The sequence below is a fragment of the Acinetobacter sp. YH01021 genome, from assembly GCF_013420255.1.
In the GTDB taxonomy this organism is placed as follows: domain Bacteria; phylum Pseudomonadota; class Gammaproteobacteria; order Pseudomonadales; family Moraxellaceae; genus Acinetobacter.
In genome coordinates, this window is sequence record NZ_VOYO01000001.1 from 331,616 (window position 1) to 353,880 (window position 22,265).

Annotated in this window: 22 protein-coding genes and 7 tRNA genes; 18 read left to right on the top strand and 11 right to left on the bottom strand. The window is 41.7% G+C overall.

Going from position 1 to position 22,265, the window contains the following annotated elements; genetic code table 11:
* Positions 1-77 precede the first annotated feature (77 nt).
* Together FTT86_RS01590 and FTT86_RS01595 are read left to right on the top strand one after the other, a co-directional pair.
* Positions 78-1,520 carry a M48 family metalloprotease gene (locus tag FTT86_RS01590; protein WP_213032099.1) on the top strand — a complete coding sequence of 481 codons (1,443 nt, stop codon included), beginning with the start codon at positions 78-80 and terminating at the stop codon, positions 1,518-1,520.
* Positions 1,521-1,627: 107 nt separating this feature from the next.
* Positions 1,628-1,987 carry a hypothetical protein gene (locus FTT86_RS01595; protein ID WP_005107293.1) on the top strand — a complete coding sequence of 120 codons (360 nt, stop codon included), beginning with the start codon at positions 1,628-1,630 and terminating at the stop codon, positions 1,985-1,987.
* Between the two features lie 69 nt (positions 1,988-2,056).
* Here the strand turns inward: FTT86_RS01595 and FTT86_RS01600 are convergent, their stop codons facing one another.
* Entirely contained in the window at positions 2,057-2,503 is a 447-nt protein-coding gene (locus FTT86_RS01600) for a GatB/YqeY domain-containing protein (protein WP_004280076.1), read from the bottom strand.
* Between the two features lie 33 nt (positions 2,504-2,536).
* On the bottom strand, positions 2,537-2,752 hold the full coding sequence (rpsU, locus tag FTT86_RS01605; RefSeq protein WP_001136722.1) for a 30S ribosomal protein S21: 216 nt from the start codon (positions 2,750-2,752) through the stop codon (positions 2,537-2,539).
* Positions 2,753-2,899: 147 nt separating this feature from the next.
* On the opposite strand from rpsU, the gene tsaD reads away from it, so the two are divergent.
* From tsaD to FTT86_RS01620, 3 genes are all read left to right on the top strand, one after another.
* Positions 2,900-3,916, top strand: a complete 1,017-nt coding sequence (gene tsaD / locus FTT86_RS01610; RefSeq protein WP_082180540.1) for a tRNA (adenosine(37)-N6)-threonylcarbamoyltransferase complex transferase subunit TsaD — start codon at positions 2,900-2,902, stop codon at positions 3,914-3,916.
* Between the two features lie 204 nt (positions 3,917-4,120).
* Positions 4,121-5,080: a sensor domain-containing diguanylate cyclase gene (locus FTT86_RS01615; protein ID WP_071850338.1), complete on the top strand. Its 960-nt coding sequence runs from the start codon at positions 4,121-4,123 to the stop codon at positions 5,078-5,080.
* Positions 5,081-5,568: 488 nt separating this feature from the next.
* Positions 5,569-6,615 (top strand): hypothetical protein, encoded by a 1,047-nt coding sequence (locus FTT86_RS01620; protein WP_071850337.1) that lies wholly within the window; start codon positions 5,569-5,571, stop codon positions 6,613-6,615.
* A gap of 101 nt (positions 6,616-6,716) precedes the next feature.
* Here the strand turns inward: FTT86_RS01620 and FTT86_RS01625 are convergent, their stop codons facing one another.
* On the bottom strand, positions 6,717-7,130 hold the full coding sequence (locus FTT86_RS01625) for a DUF6176 family protein (protein ID WP_004646620.1): 414 nt from the start codon (positions 7,128-7,130) through the stop codon (positions 6,717-6,719).
* A complete protein-coding gene (locus FTT86_RS01630; protein WP_004280026.1) occupies positions 7,120-7,992 on the bottom strand; it encodes an ATP-binding protein in 873 nt (290 codons plus the stop codon). Before FTT86_RS01630 ends, FTT86_RS01625 begins: the two co-directional genes overlap by 11 nt.
* Before the next feature lie 188 nt (positions 7,993-8,180).
* On the opposite strand from FTT86_RS01630, the gene FTT86_RS01635 reads away from it, so the two are divergent.
* From FTT86_RS01635 to FTT86_RS01675, 9 genes are all read left to right on the top strand, one after another.
* Positions 8,181-9,692, top strand: coding sequence for a DUF3336 domain-containing protein (locus FTT86_RS01635; protein WP_005246731.1), 1,512 nt, complete (start codon positions 8,181-8,183; stop codon positions 9,690-9,692).
* Positions 9,679-10,500 carry a protein kinase gene (locus FTT86_RS01640; RefSeq protein WP_180086742.1) on the top strand — a complete coding sequence of 274 codons (822 nt, stop codon included), beginning with the start codon at positions 9,679-9,681 and terminating at the stop codon, positions 10,498-10,500. The genes FTT86_RS01635 and FTT86_RS01640 overlap by 14 nt, the downstream gene beginning before the upstream one ends.
* 107 nt (positions 10,501-10,607) lie before the next feature.
* Positions 10,608-10,692 (top strand) — tRNA-Leu (locus FTT86_RS01645).
* A 35-nt stretch (positions 10,693-10,727) separates the two neighbouring features.
* Positions 10,728-10,801: transfer RNA gene (locus FTT86_RS01650), tRNA-Trp, on the top strand.
* 39 nt (positions 10,802-10,840) lie between these two features.
* Positions 10,841-10,925: transfer RNA gene (locus FTT86_RS01655), tRNA-Leu, on the top strand.
* Positions 10,926-11,291: 366 nt separating this feature from the next.
* Positions 11,292-11,377: transfer RNA gene (locus FTT86_RS01660), tRNA-Leu, on the top strand.
* Between the two features lie 380 nt (positions 11,378-11,757).
* Positions 11,758-11,842: transfer RNA gene (locus FTT86_RS01665), tRNA-Leu, on the top strand.
* 35 nt (positions 11,843-11,877) lie between these two features.
* Positions 11,878-11,951 (top strand) — tRNA-Trp (locus tag FTT86_RS01670).
* A 39-nt stretch (positions 11,952-11,990) separates the two neighbouring features.
* Positions 11,991-12,075: transfer RNA gene (locus tag FTT86_RS01675), tRNA-Leu, on the top strand.
* A 152-nt stretch (positions 12,076-12,227) separates the two neighbouring features.
* On the opposite strand, the gene FTT86_RS01680 is transcribed toward FTT86_RS01675, so the two are convergent.
* A complete protein-coding gene (locus tag FTT86_RS01680; protein ID WP_004280022.1) occupies positions 12,228-12,431 on the bottom strand; it encodes a hypothetical protein in 204 nt (67 codons plus the stop codon).
* A gap of 433 nt (positions 12,432-12,864) precedes the next feature.
* Between FTT86_RS01680 and FTT86_RS01685 the strand changes: the two genes are divergently transcribed.
* On the top strand, positions 12,865-13,137 hold the full coding sequence (locus tag FTT86_RS01685; protein ID WP_071850127.1) for a hypothetical protein: 273 nt from the start codon (positions 12,865-12,867) through the stop codon (positions 13,135-13,137).
* A gap of 308 nt (positions 13,138-13,445) precedes the next feature.
* On the opposite strand, the gene FTT86_RS01690 is transcribed toward FTT86_RS01685, so the two are convergent.
* The 3 genes from FTT86_RS01690 to FTT86_RS01700 all read right to left on the bottom strand — a co-directional run bounded on the left by FTT86_RS01690 (position 13,446) and on the right by FTT86_RS01700 (position 15,707).
* Positions 13,446-13,766, bottom strand: a complete 321-nt coding sequence (locus FTT86_RS01690) for a YkvA family protein (RefSeq protein ID WP_257221150.1) — start codon at positions 13,764-13,766, stop codon at positions 13,446-13,448.
* A gap of 501 nt (positions 13,767-14,267) precedes the next feature.
* Positions 14,268-15,002: a hydroxyacylglutathione hydrolase gene (gene gloB, locus FTT86_RS01695; RefSeq protein WP_071852234.1), complete on the bottom strand. Its 735-nt coding sequence runs from the start codon at positions 15,000-15,002 to the stop codon at positions 14,268-14,270.
* 117 nt (positions 15,003-15,119) lie between these two features.
* Complete coding sequence (locus tag FTT86_RS01700) at positions 15,120-15,707, bottom strand: flavin reductase family protein (protein WP_071852233.1); 588 nt, start codon at positions 15,705-15,707, stop codon at positions 15,120-15,122.
* 119 nt (positions 15,708-15,826) lie between these two features.
* Here FTT86_RS01700 and FTT86_RS01705 point away from each other — a divergent pair, with 119 nt between their 5' ends.
* The gene (locus FTT86_RS01705; protein ID WP_071852232.1) at positions 15,827-16,648 is read left to right on the top strand and encodes a PhzF family phenazine biosynthesis protein; all 822 of its coding nucleotides are present in this window, start codon (positions 15,827-15,829) and stop codon (positions 16,646-16,648) included.
* Positions 16,649-16,791: 143 nt separating this feature from the next.
* Complete coding sequence (locus FTT86_RS01710) at positions 16,792-19,563, top strand: pitrilysin family protein (RefSeq protein WP_180087641.1); 2,772 nt, start codon at positions 16,792-16,794, stop codon at positions 19,561-19,563.
* Between the two features lie 66 nt (positions 19,564-19,629).
* On the opposite strand, the gene FTT86_RS01715 is transcribed toward FTT86_RS01710, so the two are convergent.
* From FTT86_RS01715 to FTT86_RS01725, 3 genes are all read right to left on the bottom strand, one after another.
* Positions 19,630-19,890 (bottom strand): hypothetical protein, encoded by a 261-nt coding sequence (locus FTT86_RS01715; RefSeq protein ID WP_159123777.1) that lies wholly within the window; start codon positions 19,888-19,890, stop codon positions 19,630-19,632.
* Between the two features lie 34 nt (positions 19,891-19,924).
* Positions 19,925-20,995 carry an amidohydrolase gene (locus FTT86_RS01720; RefSeq protein ID WP_180180416.1) on the bottom strand — a complete coding sequence of 357 codons (1,071 nt, stop codon included), beginning with the start codon at positions 20,993-20,995 and terminating at the stop codon, positions 19,925-19,927.
* 118 nt (positions 20,996-21,113) lie between these two features.
* Entirely contained in the window at positions 21,114-21,515 is a 402-nt protein-coding gene (locus FTT86_RS01725; RefSeq protein WP_004280011.1) for a DUF3144 domain-containing protein, read from the bottom strand.
* A gap of 111 nt (positions 21,516-21,626) precedes the next feature.
* Here FTT86_RS01725 and FTT86_RS01730 point away from each other — a divergent pair, with 111 nt between their 5' ends.
* On the top strand, positions 21,627-22,259 hold the full coding sequence (locus tag FTT86_RS01730; RefSeq protein ID WP_180180423.1) for a hypothetical protein: 633 nt from the start codon (positions 21,627-21,629) through the stop codon (positions 22,257-22,259).
* Positions 22,260-22,265 lie beyond the last annotated feature (6 nt).

The window sequence follows — 22,265 nt, forward strand, 5'->3', positions numbered from 1 at the left end:
ACATTTTCTTGCGTCTCTGCTCATTGTTCAATGCTATATTCAAGATAAATTAGATCGGCAGGATTAGAGATTTTTCATTGAAACGATTGGCGCTGGCGTGTGGCTTAAGTCTGTATATGGTAGCAGGGCACGGCTCTAACCATGATTTTAATCAAGTAAATGTACAATTTTCTGTGCCTGATATTGGTACAGGCGTCGGCTTACTCGATCAACAAAAAGAAAAAATGATCGGTGAAAAAGTCTATCGTGAAGTGCATAAACAAATGCCGGTCCTGCAAAATCCATGGCTTGAAGATCAGTTGCTTTCAGTATTTTCTCATATCCTGAGTCAGACTCAATTGCAACAGCCGATCGGTTTGCTGGTCATTAATGATCCCCAAATTAATGCTTTCGCCGTACCGGGTGGCCTCTTTGCACTTAATGCTGGTCTGATTAATTCAGCCCGAAACATGGATGAAGTGGCAGGAGTGATGGCGCATGAAATTGCACATGTCACACAACGTCATTACAGTCGCTCTCAGGATGCATTTAAAGGGCAAGGTTTACTGGCGCTAGCCGGAATTCTCGTCGGTGCTTTGGTCGCTTCTCAGGCAGATGGCGATGTCGGCACAGCGGTCATGATGGGTTCACAGGCAGCACTTCTGGATAAACAGCTTACCTATAGCCGTAATCAGGAGCGTGAGGCAGACCGGATTGGTATGCAATATATGTATCGTTCCGGTTATAACCCGCATAGTATGGCAGATTTCTTTGAGGTCATGCATCGCTCGACCAGCCGCTTAAGCTTTCTGCCGGATTTCTGGTTCACTCATCCACTCACCACCGAGCGTATGAGTGAAGCACGTTTACGTGCCAACCAGCTTCCTGCGGTGAAACGCAGTCTCAATGACCAAGACTTTGACATTATCAAGTGGTATAGCAGGGTATTGTCTGGTCAGACCAATGCAGAGCAGCTTATCCTGATGGACCGGCAAAATAATTTTGCAGGCCAGCTTGCCTTAACTGCCTATCGAATACAGCAAAGTGATTTCCAGGCCGCGCAGGCCACTTTAGATCGAGCAAAAAAGCATAACCAGATGCATCCTTTACAGGTTTTATTCCAGACTGATATTTATTTAGCTCAGAACCAGCTTGATGCAGCTTTGGAAAGTGTAGCGTCAGCAGCGCGGATCATGCCGGAAAATCGAGCGCTCAATTATAAATATGCAGAAGTGCTGATTCGCGCCAAGCAACCCGATAAAGCAAAAGTTTTAGTGCAGCGATTTCTAAATGCCAATTCACGGGATGTCAGTGGCTGGCGACTAATGCAACTGGCTGCCAATGCAGAGCCAGATTCGCCGATTAAGGCTGCTAATGTGCTGCGCTATCGTGCAGAAGTAGAATATTGGTCAGGATATGAAGAAACTGCCATCAAATCATTATTACATGCACAGCGTAGCGTAAAGAATAATCAATCTTTATCGTCCACCATTCGCCAGCGTCTGAAGCAGATGCAGCAGGCACATCAATATAAGATTTAAAGCTGAACTGGGTTTTAAGTTTTTGTATCAGGATGATATAGCAAGAATATATTCAATCAGGCTACAATCTTTTTGAAAGATCAGCGTGAATCAAACTGAAGCATAATATGAAAAAAATACTATTGGGCGTGTGTCTACTGGGGTGGAGTTATGGGGTTTTTGCTGCGAGTGCAGTTGAATATGTAGAAGCAATAGAACGAATTAATGCGGATTATAAAAAGGAATCGCGTCAGTTTTTAAGTGGTTTAAATCCGCAGCAACAGGGATTTAGTCCTGAGCAGAATGCAAAATTTTGTGGAATTGTAGGACGTTATGTTGATCGTTTATATCAGGCCGCTGACCAGAATCGTCCTTATCTGGATCGTCAGTTTCAAAATATGAGTAAACGGGATGTAATTGTAGAAGTGAAATCGTCGAAAGAGATGCAATTACTTAAGCGTTATCAGGTCGATTGTAATTTGCAATGAGAATACGTCAGGAACTGTCTTTGATTAAAGGCAGTTCAACGTTAAAGAGAAAATGCTAGAGAGTATGGATTAAGCAAGTTGCGCTTTGATTTTGGCGGAAACTTGTGCAGGATCGGCGCGCCCGGCTATGAGCGGACGCAGAGAATTCATCACCTTACCCATATCTTTCATGCTAGTAGCTTGTTGCGCTGCAATAGCTTGCGCAATCATGGAATCAAGTTCTTCCTCAGTCATAGCTTCTGGTAGAAACTGAGACAAAATCTCAATTTCGGCTTGTTCCTTACTAGCTAAATCATCTCGGCCAGCGCCTGCAAAGGCTTTAACCGATTCTTTACGTTGTTTAATTTGTTTTTCAATGACCGCAAGAACCTGAGCGTCGTCAAGTTCTTTGCGCTCATCGACTTCGATTTGCTTAATTGCTGCCTGTAGACTACGAATGACCGTCAGCTTGGACATTTCTTTGGCACGCATTGTTGCTTTCAAAACATCCGTGATTTGGTCTTTTAAAGTCGTCATTATTTATTCCAGGCAATCAATCACAAATTAATCTTAGTAAAGGCGAGTTGTACGTACTGATTCACGCGCCAATTTCTTTTGGTAGCGTTTAACAGCAGCAGCTTTTTTGCGCTTACGTTCTTGAGTTGGTTTCTCGTAGAATTCACGCTTACGTACGTCAGCAAGAACACCCGCTTTTTCGCATGAACGTTTGAAACGACGGATAGCTACGTCTACTGGTTCGCCTTCTTTCAATTTAACTTGTGGCATGAAGAATCCTCATATCAGTTAGGGTAAGATCTCGGGCTGAATTGCCCTCAATCACAAGTGAAGGTCAGTATTTTACTCATTTACATCTCATACCACAAGTCTATAATAGTTGCTGCAATAGAATTGATACAGGTTATAGGCAGTTTAATGATCGTTTTAGGCTTGGAAACGTCGTGTGATGAAACAGGACTTGCGCTGTATGACAGCGAGTTGGGTTTGCGCGGACAGGTGCTTTATAGCCAGATTAAACTGCATGCAGAATATGGCGGTGTAGTTCCAGAGCTGGCGTCACGTGATCATGTGCGTAAACTGATTCCACTCATCAATGAGCTGCTTGAACAGAGCGGCGTGAAAAAATCAGAAATTGATGCAGTCGCATATACCCGTGGCCCGGGTCTGATGGGCGCACTCATGACCGGTGCATTGTTTGGTCGTACTTTGGCCTTTGCGCTGAATAAACCCGCAATTGGTGTGCATCATATGGAAGGTCATATGCTGGCACCTTTATTGTCAGAAACTCCGCCTGAGTTTCCATTTGTCGCATTGTTGGTATCGGGTGGACATTCTCAGCTCATGGCTGCTTATGGCATTGGCCAGTATGAACTCTTGGGTGAATCCATTGATGATGCGGCAGGCGAAGCATTTGATAAAGTCGCGAAGATGATGGGTCTGCCGTATCCGGGTGGCCCGAATATTTCCAAACTGGCAGAGCAGGGCGATCCAAATGCATTTGCATTCCCGCGACCAATGCTGCATCAAGGTTTAGAATTTTCATTCAGTGGTCTAAAAACCGCAGTTTCTGTACAAATGAAAAAACTCGGTGATGAAAACCGCGATGCCGATATTGCGGCCAGTTTTCAGGAAGCCATTGTCGATACTCTGGTGAAAAAGTCGGTGAAAGCATTGAAGCAAACGGGGCTTAAACGTCTGGTGATTGCGGGCGGTGTCAGTGCCAATAAGCGTTTGCGTGAGCGTTTAGAAGCAGATTTAGCCAAGATCCGTGCATATGTTTATTATGCTGAACCTGCACTCTGTACAGACAATGGTGCAATGATTGCTTTTGCGGGCTATCAGCGTTTAAAAGCAGGGCAGCATGATGGCTTGGCGGTGACCACCACACCACGCTGGCCAATGACGGAATTGACTAATCCGACAGAGGCATAGATTTCAGGCTTGAAAAAAAGAGGCTAAGGCCTCTTTTTTATTGTGAATTTTTAAATGAAAACTTATAGCAACGGTATGTTGTAAATATATAGTTTTATAGCTGTATTTAGAGCTTGTATATTCTATTGAAACCGGAAAAATAGTTTAATAGCTTAAGTTTATATCATGCATATTTTTACAGGTTTGTAGCAGAGGCAATCTCGGATGGAAAATATAAATTTCAAAAGTTTTCAGGATGCTGGAGAGGCGGTGTTAAAGTTTTTGCATCAGCATTTTGGCTTTAATTTATGGATGATCACCCGGGTAGAAGGCCAAGACTGGATTGTGCTGCAAAGTGAAGATCATGGTTATGATATACGACCCGGTCAAGTGTTTCAGTGGGCTGATTCTTTTTGTTCTCATATGGTCGCAGGTAAGGCCCCGAGAATTGCCCCCCGCTCTGAAGAAATTCCTTTATATGCCACAGCGCCGATTAATCAGCAGGTCTGTATAAAATCTTATATTGGTCAGCCACTCCTTAAAGAAGATGGTAGTTTGTTTGGAACGCTCTGTGCGATTGATCCAGAAACCAAATCGGAAGCTATTGTGCAAGATATGCAACTGGTCGAGTTGTTGGGACAATTGCTCAGTTCGATCTTGCAGGCAGAATTACGTCAGAGTGAGCAGATAAGACAGCATGAATTATTGCAGGAAGAAGCCAGTAAAGATGAATTGACCGGGCTCTATAATCGCCGTGCCTGGGAAAAACTGCTGCGAGCAGAAGAAGAGCGTTGTAAGCAATATGGTCATCCCGCCGCTGTATTATTTATTGACCTGAATGACCTAAAAAAGGTGAATGATAGTTTGGGGCATGATGAGGGTGACAAGCTGATTCAAAATGCGGCTCAAGTATTGCGAGATAACGTACGAATTAATGATATTGTTGCCCGTTTGGGTGGCGATGAGTTTGTGATTCTTAGCGTGGAAAATGATGAAACGGGTACTGAAAGTTTAGTGGATCGTTTAATTAATGCCTTTGCAGCAGCAAACATTGGCGCAGCGATTGGTATGGCAATGCGTCATCCTGGTCAGGGTTTATTTGCAGCGCTCGCACAAGCGGATCAGAACATGTTTGAATATAAACGTCGGAAAAAATCCAGTGAATCCATGACCAATCTAAAATAATTGACGCTTTAAATCTTCTTTAAATGATTCAGTATTTCATATCATAAAAATGATCATTTTCTATGCTCTAAAGTCATCCTATCTTTTAATATTTTCTTTCATAGCCATGTATGAAAGTTGAGCATGATTCTCCATAAAAAGAAAATTCAATCCGTCTTTAACTTAACCATTACAAATTTTATAAGCTTTGTTGCAAAGTAAATTGATTTAATTAAATGCGCTTTAATTGTATTGAAAAGTGACACTGGTAAGGAACAAGATTCACATAAGCACTTCATTTCTTATGATAATTGTTGTTTGAAATATACATTAAAATTACAGAACCAAAAATTTCTTTGTTTAAAGATAAAGCGATATCGAAGGATAAAGCTGGCTGCCAAGAAAAAATATCACCGGCAGAAATAGCATTTGAGCTGTTCAGTTTCGAGAAGGCCAATCTTTAGTGATCACCAAATAAAAATGCAAAGAAATTTTAGGGAATAAATTTTATGAAAAAGCAGATTTCTATCTTTGGACTTGCTCTTGTTTCGGGTTTAATGAGTGCCTGTGGCGGTGGTGAGGGAAGTAGCTCAGACAGCCCTACTGTCACTACACCTCCAAATGTTCCTAAGGAAAGTATTTCCCCTGAGCTTTCAGAGGAGTTTGTCCCGTTTGAAGATCAGGATATTGTAAAGAAAATTCGCGATAAAATTTCCGGAAATACCAGTAATGATACCGACTATAATGTTGCTCTAGGTCACATGATTGGAGAAGTATTCGCAGATTATCCTTATGGGCGTACTGCACGTATTATCAAAATTTATAATTTGGGCATCAATAGTATTAAATATCCAAATCTGATCTGTTCGGAAGTCAATACCACTGGTTCGGTCAAAACCCTGAAATTAAAAACAGATAAAGATAACTGTATTATTCTGGATAAAACTTACCGTAAAGGCTCAAACATTACTCAGACGGTGAATGGTGACACGACGACTTTAAGCTTTAGCAATGTCCGTTATGGTTCAAATGTAGATTTTAATCTCAAGGACGACTACCTGATTTCTGGCACAATTGTGCATCGTAAAACCAAAAATAACATGGGGCAATCCGAATCTTATCAAATCGATCAGTTGGAATTCCAGCGTATCGCCGAGACCGGTCAGGCAGGTACTTCTGGAATCGCATTTGATACAAAGAGCAAAGAATATCTGCAGGTGCGTAATTATAATTACAGCTTGGTTGATGATTATGGCAGTGGCAGTAATGGGATTCGTACCTTAACCAGTCGTGGTACGATTATCGGTCAGCCTGATCTGGCAGATTATCGTTACAGTTTTGATTTTAATACCACGACACCATTTAAAATGGATGAAACCGTATTAAATAACTATAAGCATTTGCCAAAAGAGGGCGTGCTTAGAATTAAGGACAGCGATGATCAGGTGATTGAAGTCAAACAGAACCAGCCTGAATCATTGAAGGCTACTGTTTATTTCAATGGCAGTGAAATTGATGACCTGCTATGGTCTACCATTATCGGTGATAAACAATAATTCGAGATGTCAAAAAAGCCCTGTATTTCCAGGGCTTTTTTTATTATTGATTGGGGAGAAGTCTTTATTACAAAACTATTTTGAATAGCCGTGCTAATAAATCAGGTAACTGTAGCATCCAATAACAATTCGGCGGGATAAACCGCTTGCCATGAAGTTTTAAACTGTTTATGCACTTGGTCAATTGGGAAAGTACTGAGTTTTGCAATATTTTGCGCTTTTTGAATATTGTCGGCGCGCATATATGCAATCAAATAGTCCTGACCATGAAGTTGCAGATAAAACCAGGACTCGACATGAACCTGTTCAGCCTTAAGCGTTTCAATTACTTCGTCTTGACGTGCTTTCAAAGTACGCTGCCAGTCATGAACTTGCTGCATGTGTAAGGGCTTAAGTTGAATGAGAACTGCGCCGACATCCATAATTTTAATTTTCTTTTGAGTATCATCATTATATAAATGATTTATATGAAAAAAGCGACCTGAGCCGGTCGCTTTTAAGTTGTTAAGAGGCATTTAGTTGGGTTGAACCAATCCAGTGCTTGGAAAACTGATAGGCAGCACGTCCTGAACGTTGACCGCGTGCCTGACACCAGCGTAGGGCTTCAGCACGGGTTTCTGGCGTGAGTTCCATGCCTGCCTTTTTGAGGTAATGTTCGACAATTTCCAAATACAGGTTCTGATCCATTGGATAGAAAGACAGCCATAAACCAAAGCGGTCAGACAGTGAAATTTTTTCTTCAATCGCTTCCTGAGGATGTAATTCAGTATATTGCGGCACATCAACTCGGGTAACGGGCGTATTTTCATGCATGAATTCGGGTAATAAATGACGACGGTTACTGGTCGCATAAATCACAAAATTGCTGGAACCGGACTGTAAAGAACCATCCAGAACACTCTTTAAACTGCGATAATTTTCATCTTCGGCATTAAAGGCCAGATCATCACAGTAGACAATGAACTTCTCTGGACGCTCTGCAATGAGTTGCTGAATTTGAGGCAGATCGGATAAATCATCCCGTTCGATTTCAATTAATCGTAACCCTTGATCTGCATACTCGGTGAGTAGGGCACGAACAATGGAGGATTTACCCGTACCGCGTGAACCGGTCAGTAAGACATCATTGGCAGGTAAGCCGTTTAAAAACTGCAACGTGTTCTGGATGACTTTTTCTTTTTGTCGCTCAATCCCTTTTAAATCGGCCAGTTCCATCTGTCTAAGCTGATGAATAGGTTTGAGTTCACCATGTTGCCATTTATAGGCATGAGCAGAAAAATCAGGAATTTGTTTTAGTTCGGGCAGACTTTGCTGAAGTTGCTGCAGAACAGTCGAAAGGGCATTTAAAATATGGTCAGGTAACTCAATTTTCGCCATGATTTAACATTACAGATTTAAAATTATGGCTAAGATAGTACCATTGCAAAATTCACAGTCAAAGCCAGAAAAGTATGATAATTTGCTTAAAGTAGAGAATTTTCGTTATTGTAGAGGATAGAAAATTTGTACACATTTTCTGGCTCTGGGTACGAGCTGTATCAAGAATAAATATAGGGAAAAGGCAGATGCTGTTTAAAGATTTTACTCAGGATATTAATCCACATCAGGCCTATCGTATTAAAAAGCTCAAGCAGCAGCTGCAACAGGCTGAGTCCTATGAGGAATGGAAATATATTGCCCTGAAAATAGATGAAGAATCAGGTGCACAGGAATGGAAATTTGATAACAGTTCACCCTACTTTGATGCAGAAGTGATTGCACATCGTCTGGGTAAATTACGACGCTATCGACAACAAAAGCGCACCCGTGACCTGATGTATATTTTGCGCGAAGGCCTGAGCTACGATATTGCCAACATTGCCCATCCTCTACTGTTTACCGAAGCCTATGTGGGCACTAAAAGAATTATTGAAGATTATGTCGAAGAAGTCAGCCAAGGCTTAGCCTATATTGCTTCAATAGACTGTACCTGTCTCAGTATGGAAGAAAAAATCGAATATTTTCAGCATTGTCAGCGCGCCTATGGCCAGCCAGCCCTGATGTTTTCCGGTGGTTCGACGCTGGGTCTGTTTCATACTGGTGTATGCAAAGCCTTAATGGAGCAGGACTTGTTGCCGAAGGTAATGTCCGGTTCAAGTGCGGGTGCCATCATGACCGCCATGTTAGGTGTATCCAAACCTTCGCAATATATTGATATTTTGAAAGGCCATAATTTCTTTCATGAGGCTTTTCATTTCCGCACCATGAGTGAATTGATGAAAGGTAATGGTGGTCTGGCGGATGTAAAATATCTAAAAAAATTTCTGGTCGAAAATCTGGGTGATCTGACCTTCGAAGAAGCACTCAAAACCTCAGGTCTGCATATCAATATTGCGGTTGCACCTTATGATGCTGGACAGGATGCACGCATTTTAAATGCCTATACTTCTCCGGATTTGCTGGTCTGGAGTGCGGTACTGGCGTCTTGTGCGGTGCCGGTTCTGTTTCCACCGGTTCGTTTGACCAGTAAGCGCTATGATGGTCAATATACGCCTTATATGGGTTCAACCCGCTGGGTGGATGGCAGCGTGCGCAGTGATTTTCCGCAGGAGAAAATGGCACGCCTGTATAATATCAATTATACCATTGCCAGTCAGACCAACCCGCATATCGTGCCATTCATGCAGGATGATATTTCACGTTTCCGTAAAGGTACCTTGAGCTGGCCGCAACGGATTGTTCGCCGTCAGGGCGCGGTGATTACCAAAGGCATGATGGATTTTGCCAGAGAGCATGCCGGAAGCTTACCTCCTGTACGCCGTCTGCTGGATCATGGCTATGGTGTAGTTGACCAGCGTTATTATGGTGATGTGAATATTGTCGGTAAATATAGCCTGCGCCACTATAGCTATATGTTGCAGAATCCACGGCCGTATCTGTTTAAAATTTTACAGCGTGAAGGCGAGCGTGCCACATGGCCAAAAATCTCCCTCATTGAGACTCAGGAACGGGTCGGGAAAACTATTCAGCATTGTCTGGAGCTGCTAAATTATCAGCATACACTTAATCCAATACCTGAATACATTGCCACGACTTAATTTAGATCATCTCGATATTTCTGATTTTGAACTACGAACCAAAGCCCGTAGTCTGGGTTTTGGTCGGCGTCTTTATTATGCCAAGGGAAATGCGCTCTGGCTAAAAACCCAGATATCGCATAGATCTGATAGTTTAATATCATCTCCACATGCTGAACTAGGCTGGCAACATGAGCTGGATTTTTATCAGGCTCATGCCAGCTCAGGTGATCTAAATTTTTTCCTTCCACATCAAATTATTCAACAGCCTTTCAAGATCAATCATGAACAATTTGAGCAGGCCTTAATTCTGGTCGATGTGCCGGCGCATTTTCAGATCATGCCGCATCAGCAATCCATCACGCAAATTCGGCAACATTTGCTGCAAGCTGTGGAGCCTTTAATCTGCCTGCAAGAATTGGGTTATTTGCATGCCGATTTAAAGCAGGAACATTTTGTAAATAATCAGGGCAGGGTCTGCCTGCTTGATTTTGAGCATGTCCAAATACTCCATCAGAATGACCTGCATGAACTGAATGCGACACCGCGTTATATGGCGCCGGAACTGTTCCAAGGCCAAGCCAAGAGCCTACAAAGTGAAGTTTATGCTTTGGGTGTTATTTTTTATGAGTGGTTGAGTGGTCAGCGTTTACAGGCGACAGATTATCTGGATTGGGCCTTTTTGCATTGTCAGCGTCTGAAAGTTGAGTTACCGCAGCACTTACAGGCTTTTCAAGGCTTATTAGAAGAAATGTTAAGTAAGCAGAAGCAGCATAGATTGGCCGATTTTCAAGCTGTGAAAGACTACTTAATGACTGAAATTGAATGAGAAAAATACAATAAAACTTGAATTGTTTCTTATTTAATCAAACGAGTGTTTTTTTATGATAAACGGCTTGTCAGCTGGAAATGATCTCTATAATATACACAGCCATTGGGGACGTGGCGAAATTGGTAGACGCACTGGATTTAGGTTCCAGCGCCGCGAGGTGTGAGAGTTCGAGTCTCTCCGTCCCCACCAATTGATATTTGGGTAACTGGATATTGGGTGGAAGTAGAGGATTGGTGTAATGGTAGCATGACGGTCTCCAAAACCGTTCGTCAAGGTTCGAATCCTTGATCCTCTGCCAAAGTTTGAAAGAAATCCAACGCTAAGTTGGTACCCTGATGGGGACGTGGCGAAATTGGTAGACGCACTGGATTTAGGTTCCAGCGCCGCGAGGTGTGAGAGTTCGAGTCTCTCCGTCCCCACCATCATATTAAAGCAAGGCTAATGCCTTGCTTTTTTATTGCCTGAAATTTGAGGGCGGTTTTTTTAGTACCAGATTTTTGCTGTCATGGTTGATGAACATCAATGCGTTCTGGGCTTAAATTATCTAGCGAATGATTGCAAGGGCAGGGCTTTAGTAAATTTCATTGTATTGCATGCAATCTGCATATTGAATAATTTAAATGTTATATGGATCAGTCCCATGGTGTCTAACAATTTTATATATTGGTCTAAATAGAGCAGTATTTGCTCAATAGGGAATTAACTGATTAATTTTTGATATAAAAGTATTTAGCTTTTTATAGAACTACTTGTGAATCAGGTCTGATCGCTATAATATACACAGCCATGGGGATATGGCGGAATTGGTAGACGCACTGTGTTCAGGTCGCAGCGCCTTCTGGGCGTGAGAGTTCGAGTCTCTCTATCCCCACCATCATATTAAAGCAAGGCAAGTGCCTTGCTTTTTTATTGTCTGAAATTTGGTAAAGCTGTTGTTATTTATGCTGTGTTGTATTCTGCATTCCATGCACAACTTCAAAAATAATTTATGAATAAGAGTTTCAGTATTCTGAATGCCCATGCTGATCAAGATTAGAAGGTCATTTGAGTTTTAATTTGAAATATTGGAATTGAATCGAAATGATTAAAAACAACGAATCGACAGTCATATCCTAAAATGAATCAAATTTTCGGCATATATTTTATAAAAAATTAAAAATAGAACTAACTGTTTATTTTATAGCGGAATAGATTGTGATTGCTTGTAAAATCGCTTGTCAATGCCGGTCTATCTCTATAATATACACAGCCATTGGGGACGTGGCGAAATTGGTAGACGCACTGGATTTAGGTTCCAGCGCCGCGAGGTGTGAGAGTTCGAGTCTCTCCGTCCCCACCAATCGATATTTGGGTAACTGGATATTGGGTGGAAGTAGAGGATTGGTGTAATGGTAGCATGACGGTCTCCAAAACCGTTCGTCAAGGTTCGAATCCTTGATCCTCTGCCAAAGTTTGAAAGAAATCCAACGCTAAGTTGGTACCCTGATGGGGACGTGGCGAAATTGGTAGACACACTGGATTTAGGTTCCAGCGCCGCGAGGTGTGAGAGTTCGAGTCTCTCCGTCCCCACCATCATATTAAAGCAAGGCCGATGCCTTGCTTTTTTATTGCCTGAAATTTACTGAACAAAGAAAAGCCCATCGAAATGGGCTGAATAACTGGAGAATAGCGCTGTTGAATCAGTGGAAAGATTAATTTATTTTTCTGCTCTTAAATAGAAGCAATCAGGCTTTTAAATGATCTTCAAATTCCTCGCCTAGTTGTAGTGCCAGAGCATTACCTGCCAGATCACAGGTCACCAGGCCATATTCTTTCTTGAAACTGAAACTGAAACCACGATCATCCGCCAGAGTGCGTACCGAATATCCCAATTTTTCTAACCATAGTCGAAATGCAATCAAATTTTTCGCTTTAACCACTTTTTTCACGAGATCACTCCTTCATCATTGTTAAATCTTAAATAAGGGTGAAAAATTATCTTTTAAAGGGCAAATGCCTTTATTTAAATTAATTTAAATGAATTTGTGTATATAGTGAACATCGGTTGATTAAGAAAAAATCAATTTAAACGCTAAGTAAATGATTTTTATCATATTGAATAGGTTGTAACTAAATATTAAGTTTTTATAAGCTATAAATTTGGATAATTAATTTTCTAATTCAATAGCTTATTAGTGAACCAGGTTATTTTCTAATTTTATCAACCGTATGAAATAGAAAATTTCAGATCTACAATGAGAAAATTAAAATCCAATCGACTTATTTATTAAAAGAATACCGGCTGCTGGTTTTCTGATCTTTAACCTCATTTGCATGCTTTATACTGTCTGAAATGTAATTCTAAAACTGAATACTCGTACCATGACTGAACTGACCATTGAACACTATGTGAATCAGAAAATTAAATTGATGCAACAGCAGGGACTTGAGCCGGTTGCTGTGATGTTGGGACATGAAGACTGGTTGAGCTTTAGTGTTCAGTCGAAAGTGACCTATACGCCTTTTGGCAGTGCCCGTCGTTATCAGCCTGCTTTAGGTGGCTTGCTACTGGTACGTATTGATGAAATGCAGGAGGGGCGTGTCGTTACTCAAGGTGAACTGGATACTTATGCACAAAGTAACCAGATTCTTTAACATTGCTTCATGCGACAGATACGTTGTCAGTTTTAGTGAATAGAATCCAAGAAACTAGTTACTGCTATCCTACATATCATCATTCGGGATCGACATGGCCAATGTCACTTTTAAAGTTGAACGACAGAACTAATGTCATGCTCTGAAAGCAGATATTTCATTTCTATTTTGGTTTAAAGTTTAATTTCGAATAATGCCCATTATATTAAATGGGTGCAAATGAGAGAGGGTATCTAAATCTCACTTGTTAAAAATAGACAGTATAGACAGTGAATCGTTCATGAAGTAAATGGTTAAATATCCTAATACTACAGCCATATCAGGATAATAATTCCTGCTGCCCAACGGTTTATAGGCCTTTCAACTAAGGTTTCTGCAAGAATTCTACAATCATCTATAATGTTTTGTGGGGTAAGCTTGATAACTAATAAAATACCTAAAGGTACAACAATAATATCGTCTAAATACCCAAGTACGGGAATTAAATCAATTGGTGAGAAGGCATAGGCAGCAATAATTAAAGCTAAAAACTTTATAGAATTGGGCGTTCGCTTGTCTTTTGCAATAAGCCAAACAACCAAGATATCTTTTTTAATTGATTTAGCCCATTGTTTGATTCTTTGATACATAGCAAATATTAAAAGAACTATAGAGATTTAATCATAAGAGAGTTTTCTTAAAACAATATAGATTTTTATTATCCTATTACGATTTTCTAGAATTAACATAATACACGTTATCCGAAATTCTATTTTTTATTATATATAAATCATATCTTTATAGTTTTTTAAAAGCCCAATTCAAGTAAATTGGGCTTTTTAAATAATTTATTAGGTTCCATGTTGATTATTTAAGCAATGTTCCGTGAATTTATTTAATTTTAATAAACATCATCCTATTTTTTTGTGAGTCATTATTTCATATGTTAGAACTGAAATCGGTTCCTAAAAAATAGGGGACGTGGTTGATTATAAGAAAGGAAAAATGGCACAGAAAGACATTTTTTAGATGGAGGTTCAACTTACTCCGACTTGTGTAAAAGTTGTACGTGCCTTTCAATGACATTCTATGCATCGCAAATGAAAAAAAAGTGAGTCGGCTGAAGATTGATCTTCAGCTTTGAATCCCGTTTAAAACTGATCTTTGAGAGTTCTTAAGCGCTGGAATTCTTCCACGCTTTCTGCACGTAGAAAAGGATTGGTTTGCAATTCATCTTCAATACTACTTGGCAGCGTGCACTGGCCTACCATACGCAAACGCTCAATCTGCTCGAAGCGTTCCAGAATCGCTGGATTGTCTGGTTCGACATGCTTGGCAAACTGGGCATTCGATAAGGTGTATTCATGGGTGCAATAGACTTGGGTGCGCGGTGGCAAGGCGGCCAGACGGGACAGAGAATGATACATCTGTGAATAGGTGCCTTCAAAAACCCGGCCACAGCCCATGGCAAATAAGGTATCACCGCAGAAAAGCACATCAATAGCATCAATAAAATACACAATATGGCCGAGGGTATGCCCGGGTACAGCAATCACCTGGATATCTATTCCATGAAAATTAAAATGTTCTTCATGCCCAAGCGGATGGGTGATAAACGGAATTTTGCTTAATTCTGCCCGTGGTCCATACACGGGCAGATTTTTTCCCTGGATCAGTCCCGGCACACCGCCAATATGATCTTTATGCCAGTGAGTCAGCCAGATTTGACTTACGGTTAAACCGTGCTCGGTACAATAGTCATGTACCAATTCTGCTTCGGTTGGATCAATCACGGCCACCTGATGCGACGCGGTATGTTCAAGCAACCAGATATAATTTTGCAGTGAATTCTGGACATCAATACAGTGAATTTTAAAAGGCATCATAGCGCATCAGACCAAATGAAGATTAAGGATAAAGTAGCATAATTTCGGGTGTTCTGGGGCTTGTCGATATCATCTGATCATCCGCGATTATTTTCATTTATCCTAAATTTGAAAAATTTATGATTCCGGATCATCAAGGCTTACAGCATTGCCGATGGTATAAAAATGCCCGCCGGCTACATGATGAATACTTTTCCATTCTTCATCCACTTCATGATAATGCCAGTGGCCGTCGCGGAAGACCCGATCATCGGCATAGGCTGCAATCACCTTGCCTATAAACAGGTCATGCATTTGCTGGTTATGCGGCTCAGAAATCAGCTCGCAGAGTATCCAGGCCGCACAACCTTGTACTAGAGGAATATCAGAACCAGAAAAATGAAATAGTTCTACTCCTGATTGTGCCAGTTTGTCCGGCACATCATGCAGGCTCTGCGTACCCAGACGATAGACCATATTCAGTTGTTTCAATGTTGGAATTTGCAGCGCGAAATAACCTGAATTTTCAATAATATTTCGGGTTTTGGTGCTTTTATCCAGAACCACAGTCACTTTTGCGGGGCTGAATTCCAATGCGCATGCCCAGGCTGCTGCCATAACATCTGTATCCTGCTGATCTTGAGCAGATACCAGTACAGTAGGGCCATGGGTAATCAGACGATAAGCTTTTTCTAAGGGAACGCTTTGAATATGGGAGTTTGTCATGCCGCACCATTTACGATATTTATTTAACAGGCTAGATTAATGAGATCATTAACATATTCAAGTTCATTCTTGCAAAAAAGCTTTTAAACTAGAGATCGTTATATTCAGGAATTCAAAAAATGAAAATGTACCAGGTCGATGCGTTTACCGCGGAACTGTTTAAAGGCAATCCCGCAGCCGTGATTGTGCTGGAGGACTGGCTCGAAGATGGTCTGATGCAAAATATCGCCTTGGAAAATAATCTGTCTGAAACAGCTTTTGTTAAAGTTATCGATAGTGATAATTATGCGATCCGCTGGTTTACGCCAACCAAGGAAGTGGATTTTTGTGGTCATGCGACATTGGCCAGCAGCTTTGTACTATTCAATCAATTTGATACGGGGAAAACGATTCATTTTCATGTAAAAGATTTGGGAATTTTTGTGGTCAGCCAGGATGCGGATGGCAAGATCAGAATGAACTTTCCAATCCGTCGTGCAGAGCCAGTTGCTGAATATCCTGAGGCCTTAAGACAGGCTTTGAATAAACCGTTTAAACAGGTTTATCTGAACGCGCAGGGCTATATTGTTGAATATGAATCGGTACAGGATGTGCTGGATGAAATGCCTGATTTTGAACTGTTAAAACAGTTGAATGGCAAGCGTACAGCCATTACTGCTCAGAATACCTATTTAGACGTCGCGATCACTTCACAAGATACCCAATACGATTGTATTTCACGTTATTTTGCACCGAGTAATGGAATCAATGAAGATCCGGTAACAGGTTCAATTCACACCGGAATTGCACCGCTGTGGGCCGAAAAACTGGGTAAAAATGAACTGGTCGCCTATCAGGCATCAGCGCGTGGTGGGGTGCTATATTGTGCCTTGCAAGATCAGGATCGAATTGAAATTTCCGGTTATGGAAAATTATATATGCAAGCTGAAATTTATCTTTAATTTTTTAATTACATAGAACTACATGTCGTCAGGTGAGGCGGCATGTTATTTTGATGGTCCGGCTTGGAATAGATTATTCAGAAAAAGAATCATTCTCTAAGATGGGCGCGAATAAAAATTTATATTTATAATTTGGATGAAGAATGTTGCTACGTTATAAAAATTTAAGTCTGGCTATTATATTGTCTGGCTGTAGTGTACTAAGTTTTGCACAGCCTGTTTTGGTGAAAACGGAACAGAATATTGAAGAATACCGACTGGATAATGGACTGCGCATTATCCTGGCACCGAATGATAAAGAAAATAAAGTTTTTATGAATACGGTCTATCTGACCGGCTCCCTGAATGATCCTCAAGGCAAGGGCGGTCTGGCGCATCTGCTGGAACATTTGGCCTTTAAAGGCACAGAAAATGTCAAAGGGGATGAATTCCAGCGTCGACTGGATCAATATACCTTGATGACCAATGCCAGTACCGACTATTACTCAACCAAATATACTAATGTGATCCGTCCTGAAAAAATTGCGCTGAGTGAAGTCATTTTTCTCGAAGCCGAACGCATGGACAAGCTGGTGCTTCAGGAAAAATATGTACCGACTGAAATTGATATTGTAAAACGCGAGCGTGAAATTCGTCTGGATCAGCCATTTTCAGTATTGATCGATCAGGTGTTTAAATCTGCTTATGGCAATCAGTATTTAGGCCGTTTGCCAATTGGTGACCTAAATGAGCTGCAATCCATCAATATGCAGGAGCTGAACCGTTTTTACCGTCAATGGTATGCACCGAATAATGCCTTTATGGTGATTTCAGGCAAGTTTGACAAGGCCGAGGTGTTAAAACAGCTGGATACGCATTTCAGTCCGATTCAGTCTCGAAGTGTACCGGCGCAAGTGAAAGTGCCGGCGCTTAAACCCGAGCAGATCAAACAGCGTGAATTTACAGTAAAGAAAGGCAGTGATCTGGCCAAGTTTAATATTTATTTAAACCAATCAGAAGAAAACATTAAAACGGCTTTGGCTGTTTCGCCAACGCTCTATACTTTGCAGCCAAGTGGACATCTCTATCAGAATATGGTGGAAACTGGAAAGTCAACTGCGGTGCAATCTAGTACCTGGCTGGATAAAGACTTTAATCTGGTGTTTATGGGAGCAATCTACGCACCGAATCATCAGGCACAAGCGATAGAACAGGGACTGATTCAAGGTGTAGAACAGAGCCAGCCATTTACCGAAGCAGAATTAAACCGGGCTAAAAATCTGACCCGGAATCAGGCTGACAATATTAAAAATAGTGCGACTGCTTTGGGTTCACGTTTAAGTGATTATGCTGTGGCATATTCGGGTGACTGGAGTCAGTATTTTAAAGATCTGAACGCGATTCAAAACCTGAATGTCAATCAGGTCAATCAGGTCTATAAGAGTTTTTTAAAACCTGAATATCGTATTTCTGGCAATATTTTACCGACCCCGGAAGATCAGAAAAAAGCGCAGGAACTGACACAAACAGAAGCCCCGGCAAAAACTCTGGATCAACAGGCTGAAGCAGAAGAGCCTCTGAAAGATGTCAGTGTTTATCAGGCTGAAGTGAAGCAATATGTACAGGAATCCAAGCAATATCTGTATAGCAAGGATCAGCAGATTCAGCGTGGCAAGTTGAAAAATGGCATTAAATACGCGCTGTTTCCGACCACTACACGCGATGACAAGGTCTATGCCACAATTTCTCTAGATTTTGGTACCGCTCAAAGCCTGATGAATAAAGGCGAGATTCTGGATCTGACCGCTTATTTAATGTTGCGCTCATCGAAAACCCAAAGCTTGCAGCAGATTGCCGATAAAATTATTGAAGTAGGCGGTTCGGCGACTGCCAGTGCATCCGGCAATGGCCTGACCTTGCAGATCAGCGCCAAAAAAGAAAAGTTTGAAGAGTTTTTCCAGTATGTGGTTGATGTACTGAAAACGCCGGCATTTGAGCAAAGCCAGTTTGACTTGATCAAGAGTCAAACTTTATCCAGTCTGGATCGTCCTTATACTGAACCAGATACGGTGTCGAGCTTGACGATGGCCCGAACGATCGAGATCTATCAGCCTGGCGATCTGCGTTTCCATTTCGAGCCGGAACTGGCCAAAAAACAGTATCAGAAAGCGACTCGCGAACAGGTTATGGCACTGTATCAGCAGTTTTTAAAAACCCAGCATGCACAAATCGCGGTCACAGGTGAGTTTAATCCAAAATCGATGCAAAAAACGCTGAAAAACAGTTTCTCAGACTGGAAAGCTACACAGCCTTATGAGCGTCTGAAATCGGAATATCGAAGCTATCCAGCCCAGAAAATTCATGCGTTGTCTGAGCAGCGTGAATTCGGGAGTTATGAGGCATTCATGAGCATGCCGGTCGGCGCAGATCATGCCGATGCACCTGCATTACAGGTATTTCGATATATTCTGGGTGATTCACAGTTATCGTCACGACTGGCACAAGAGCTACGCGAGAAAAATGCCCTAGTCTATGGTTTTAGTGCAGATGTGCAACTCGATGAATGGGCAGATGTGGGCGCCATGATGATTAGTGCCAATTATACGGCTGGAAAATCCGCACAGGTTTCTCAGGCAGTGCATAAGGTACTCAATGAACTGCTGACACGTGGCGTGACTGAACAGGAAGTCGAAGCGGCAAAAGCCAGTATCTTGAAACAGCGTTTAACTGCACTCGAAGATGATCGCCGTATTCACACTATGTTGATTCCACAGCTGGAAAAAGACCGTAATCTGGTTTACCGGGAAAAACGTGATCAGGCGATTGCTCAACTGAGCAAAGCCGATATTGATGCCATGATCAAAAAATACATCAAGCCGGACCAGCTGGTTGAAGTGATGGCTGATCAGTATGGTAAGCAAGTTAAAACATCATAGTGTTGATAAAAAAATCCCCTCAAATGAGGGGGTTTTTTTTATTTACCATATTATTAAAAGCCCAATTTAAGTAACTTTTCTGGTGAACAGGATTCCACCTAAAACACCAGATAATACAGCGCAGGGCAAGCTCCACCAGAAAGTGGCAAAGAGAAAAAGGAAAATACCACCTGATACCAAGATTGATCCTAAAGCGATATCTTTATTAAAGGGTAAGTGGATCATATGTTGGTAATAGTAGGATGCGATTCCACTAAAACAGATCACCAAGCAAGTATATAAAAGCTTTTCTGACAAGGGACTAGCGATCATTTCTTCCCAGAGCATATGTATTTTCCTCCTTTTTTAAGGATCCAGACTCTTATTCTTCTAATTTATAAAACGCTTTAGCATTTTCATAAAAGATCGGCTTTAACGCATTTTCATTGTAGTCCTGAACAATATCGCTAAAGGCATCAATAATGTTGGTGAGTGAGCTGCTGACACTGTCCATTGGAAAGTTGGATGCAAACATCACGCGCCCAGAACCAAAACAGTCTAAAGTATGCTGGATCACGGGTGCGGCACGTTCCACTAATTGCTGTTTACTTGCCAGCCGTTTCTGCGTGTGAAAATCATGTCCCAAGACTGGCATAAACAGACCAGACATTTTGGTCGATACATTTTTGCATTCGGCCAGTTCTGCCAACTGATCTTTCCAGTCTGCAAATATCTGGGTGCGATCTTGTTCGGTCTTGCCTGTAGCTTTGCCCACTTTGCCAAATAAACCTGCGGGCGTACCCAGATGATCCAGCACAATAGGGGTGTTTGGAAAGGCTTTGGCCAGCGCAGTAACATCCGCAATCTGGGTAGAGTACACCCAGGCATCAAAGCTTAAATCTTGCCTGGCCAGTTCTTCAAAGCCCTTCAGGAAATCTGTGTTGCGATAGAGATGCGGTTCATCGGTCCAGGCATGAATCTCTTTATCTGGATGTACTGCAGCCATTTTACGGATGCCCCGAAACTTGGGAGAAGCTTCGCGATGCAATTGAATCAACTGTTTAAAATTTTTCTGCCGCGGATCCGCCGTGGCGACAATTCCACCCAATTGGATAGTGTGCTGATCAAAAGGAAGCCCAGCGATAAAACGGGTTTCATTTACCACACCCGTACCTTTATGGTCATGCCCGCTGGCTTCAACATGCACAATCTGCTCTATTTCATAATGTCCTGCATCTTTCTTGTAATTTGCAGGCAGATAAGGTGCAGTCAGGTGCTGTGTCAGGCCAATGGTCTCAATGACGTCTCTGGGTTTCAACAGTCGAACCATTCTGTCTAGTAATTTGGGATGATTGCCGAACAGCTTTACCGCTAGCGCTGCCGCATGTGGGGTATTGTACGGATCCCATTGGTGAATATGTGGGTCAATGATCGGGAAGGGAAGTTGCTGCATGCTATGCCTTGTTTTCGTTTATTTATTATTCAATTTATATAGTGCTTAAATCACTTTAAAGTCAATATCTTAAATTACAACAAATATGAAAAGCCCCGCGGGGCTTTTCGTATTTTAATCAATGATCATGCTTGTGATCATGGTTATGCTTGTTGGCATGAAACTCTTCATTGTGACGGAAACGTAAATAGTTTTCGAACTGTTCACAGTATTCATCATAGTTATCTTCCAGCATCATTTGAAATTGCTGCAAGATATAAGACATGACCTGATCTTTGGCATCGCGCATTTCATTCCCATCTTTAAAGTTATTCGCTGCCACCCAGGTATTGAAACGGGCAGTACCAAATAACATCGCCGCACTGACTTGACCGCGCTTATCGCTCGGTTTTTCCTGTGAACCTTTTTCTACGCGACAAAACTCGTTGGCTTGTTGAATAAATTCATCAGCACGTTCAAAGAATGCCGCATTTAACGCTTCTTCTTCGGTTACATCGGTTGCTTCAATCTTTTGAACCATGAATTTGTTCCTAACACTAAAATCTCAATCGTTAATTATAGGCAAAGCCTTGCAGAAACTAAACATTTGCCTTAATCTAAAAAATAGCCTAAGCATATAAAAGTGAATGCCATGCAGGATGCGATTGCAGTACAAAGCCTAAAAAGTGATATTGCCTTATTGCGCCAGAATATTTGGCCACCGGCAAATCTAGCCAATGTTGAAGGCTTGCCGATTTATTATGGCAGCCAGTCACAGGTAGATGAATACTATAGCCAGTGGCTCGGGCTGATTGAAAGGGCACAGGATCTGTTTCAGCCTTTTATGGAAGATGAAATCTTGGATGCGATCCATCTGCCGAGTCATTTAAACTTGCCGCTGTTTTATTTTCATGTTGACCGGATTCGCATTAATAAAACCCGCGCCAAGGAATCCAAAACTTTTCGTGGGGTCGCCAGCCTGATCGAAAAATGTGGCCAGTTCGAACCCGAGCAGGTCACAGCCATGCGGCAATGGCTAGACAGTGACGACACCGCAGCATTGGTGGCACACCGTGAGTTTGTGGATTTACGCACTTATGTATTTCAGCATGGCCAGAGCGAATATACGCGCACCCGTTTTTACGTCAATGGAATCGTGCTGAGTGTTGAGCCACATTTTGAACTGGTCGATGCACGCGATAAGCCACGCAAGCAACGCAGCGACAGTTATAACGATCCTCTGGCAGACAATAATACCTGGAAAGTATTCGGCAAATATCGCTAGCACAAT

Excerpts from the sequence above, each read along its gene's own strand:
- FTT86_RS01595 (WP_005107293.1), top strand. The coding sequence starts at position 1,628 with ATGAAAAAAATACTATTGGGCGTGTGTCTACTGGGGTGGAGTTATGGG.
- FTT86_RS01600 (WP_004280076.1), bottom strand. The coding sequence starts at position 2,503 with ATGACGACTTTAAAAGACCAAATCACGGATGTTTTGAAAGCAACAATG.
- rpsU (WP_001136722.1), bottom strand. The coding sequence starts at position 2,752 with ATGCCACAAGTTAAATTGAAAGAAGGCGAACCAGTAGACGTAGCTATC.
- tsaD (WP_082180540.1), top strand. The coding sequence starts at position 2,900 with ATGATCGTTTTAGGCTTGGAAACGTCGTGTGATGAAACAGGACTTGCG.
- FTT86_RS01615 (WP_071850338.1), top strand. The coding sequence starts at position 4,121 with ATGGAAAATATAAATTTCAAAAGTTTTCAGGATGCTGGAGAGGCGGTG.
- FTT86_RS01620 (WP_071850337.1), top strand. The coding sequence starts at position 5,569 with ATGAAAAAGCAGATTTCTATCTTTGGACTTGCTCTTGTTTCGGGTTTA.
- FTT86_RS01625 (WP_004646620.1), bottom strand. The coding sequence starts at position 7,130 with ATGCCTCTTAACAACTTAAAAGCGACCGGCTCAGGTCGCTTTTTTCAT.
- FTT86_RS01630 (WP_004280026.1), bottom strand. The coding sequence starts at position 7,992 with ATGGCGAAAATTGAGTTACCTGACCATATTTTAAATGCCCTTTCGACT.
- FTT86_RS01635 (WP_005246731.1), top strand. The coding sequence starts at position 8,181 with ATGCTGTTTAAAGATTTTACTCAGGATATTAATCCACATCAGGCCTAT.
- FTT86_RS01685 (WP_071850127.1), top strand. The coding sequence starts at position 12,865 with ATGACTGAACTGACCATTGAACACTATGTGAATCAGAAAATTAAATTG.
- FTT86_RS01690 (WP_257221150.1), bottom strand. The coding sequence starts at position 13,766 with ATGTATCAAAGAATCAAACAATGGGCTAAATCAATTAAAAAAGATATC.
- gloB (WP_071852234.1), bottom strand. The coding sequence starts at position 15,002 with ATGATGCCTTTTAAAATTCACTGTATTGATGTCCAGAATTCACTGCAA.
- FTT86_RS01700 (WP_071852233.1), bottom strand. The coding sequence starts at position 15,707 with ATGACAAACTCCCATATTCAAAGCGTTCCCTTAGAAAAAGCTTATCGT.
- FTT86_RS01705 (WP_071852232.1), top strand. The coding sequence starts at position 15,827 with ATGAAAATGTACCAGGTCGATGCGTTTACCGCGGAACTGTTTAAAGGC.
- FTT86_RS01710 (WP_180087641.1), top strand. The coding sequence starts at position 16,792 with ATGTTGCTACGTTATAAAAATTTAAGTCTGGCTATTATATTGTCTGGC.
- FTT86_RS01715 (WP_159123777.1), bottom strand. The coding sequence starts at position 19,890 with ATGCTCTGGGAAGAAATGATCGCTAGTCCCTTGTCAGAAAAGCTTTTA.
- FTT86_RS01720 (WP_180180416.1), bottom strand. The coding sequence starts at position 20,995 with ATGCAGCAACTTCCCTTCCCGATCATTGACCCACATATTCACCAATGG.
- FTT86_RS01725 (WP_004280011.1), bottom strand. The coding sequence starts at position 21,515 with ATGGTTCAAAAGATTGAAGCAACCGATGTAACCGAAGAAGAAGCGTTA.
- FTT86_RS01730 (WP_180180423.1), top strand. The coding sequence starts at position 21,627 with ATGCAGGATGCGATTGCAGTACAAAGCCTAAAAAGTGATATTGCCTTA.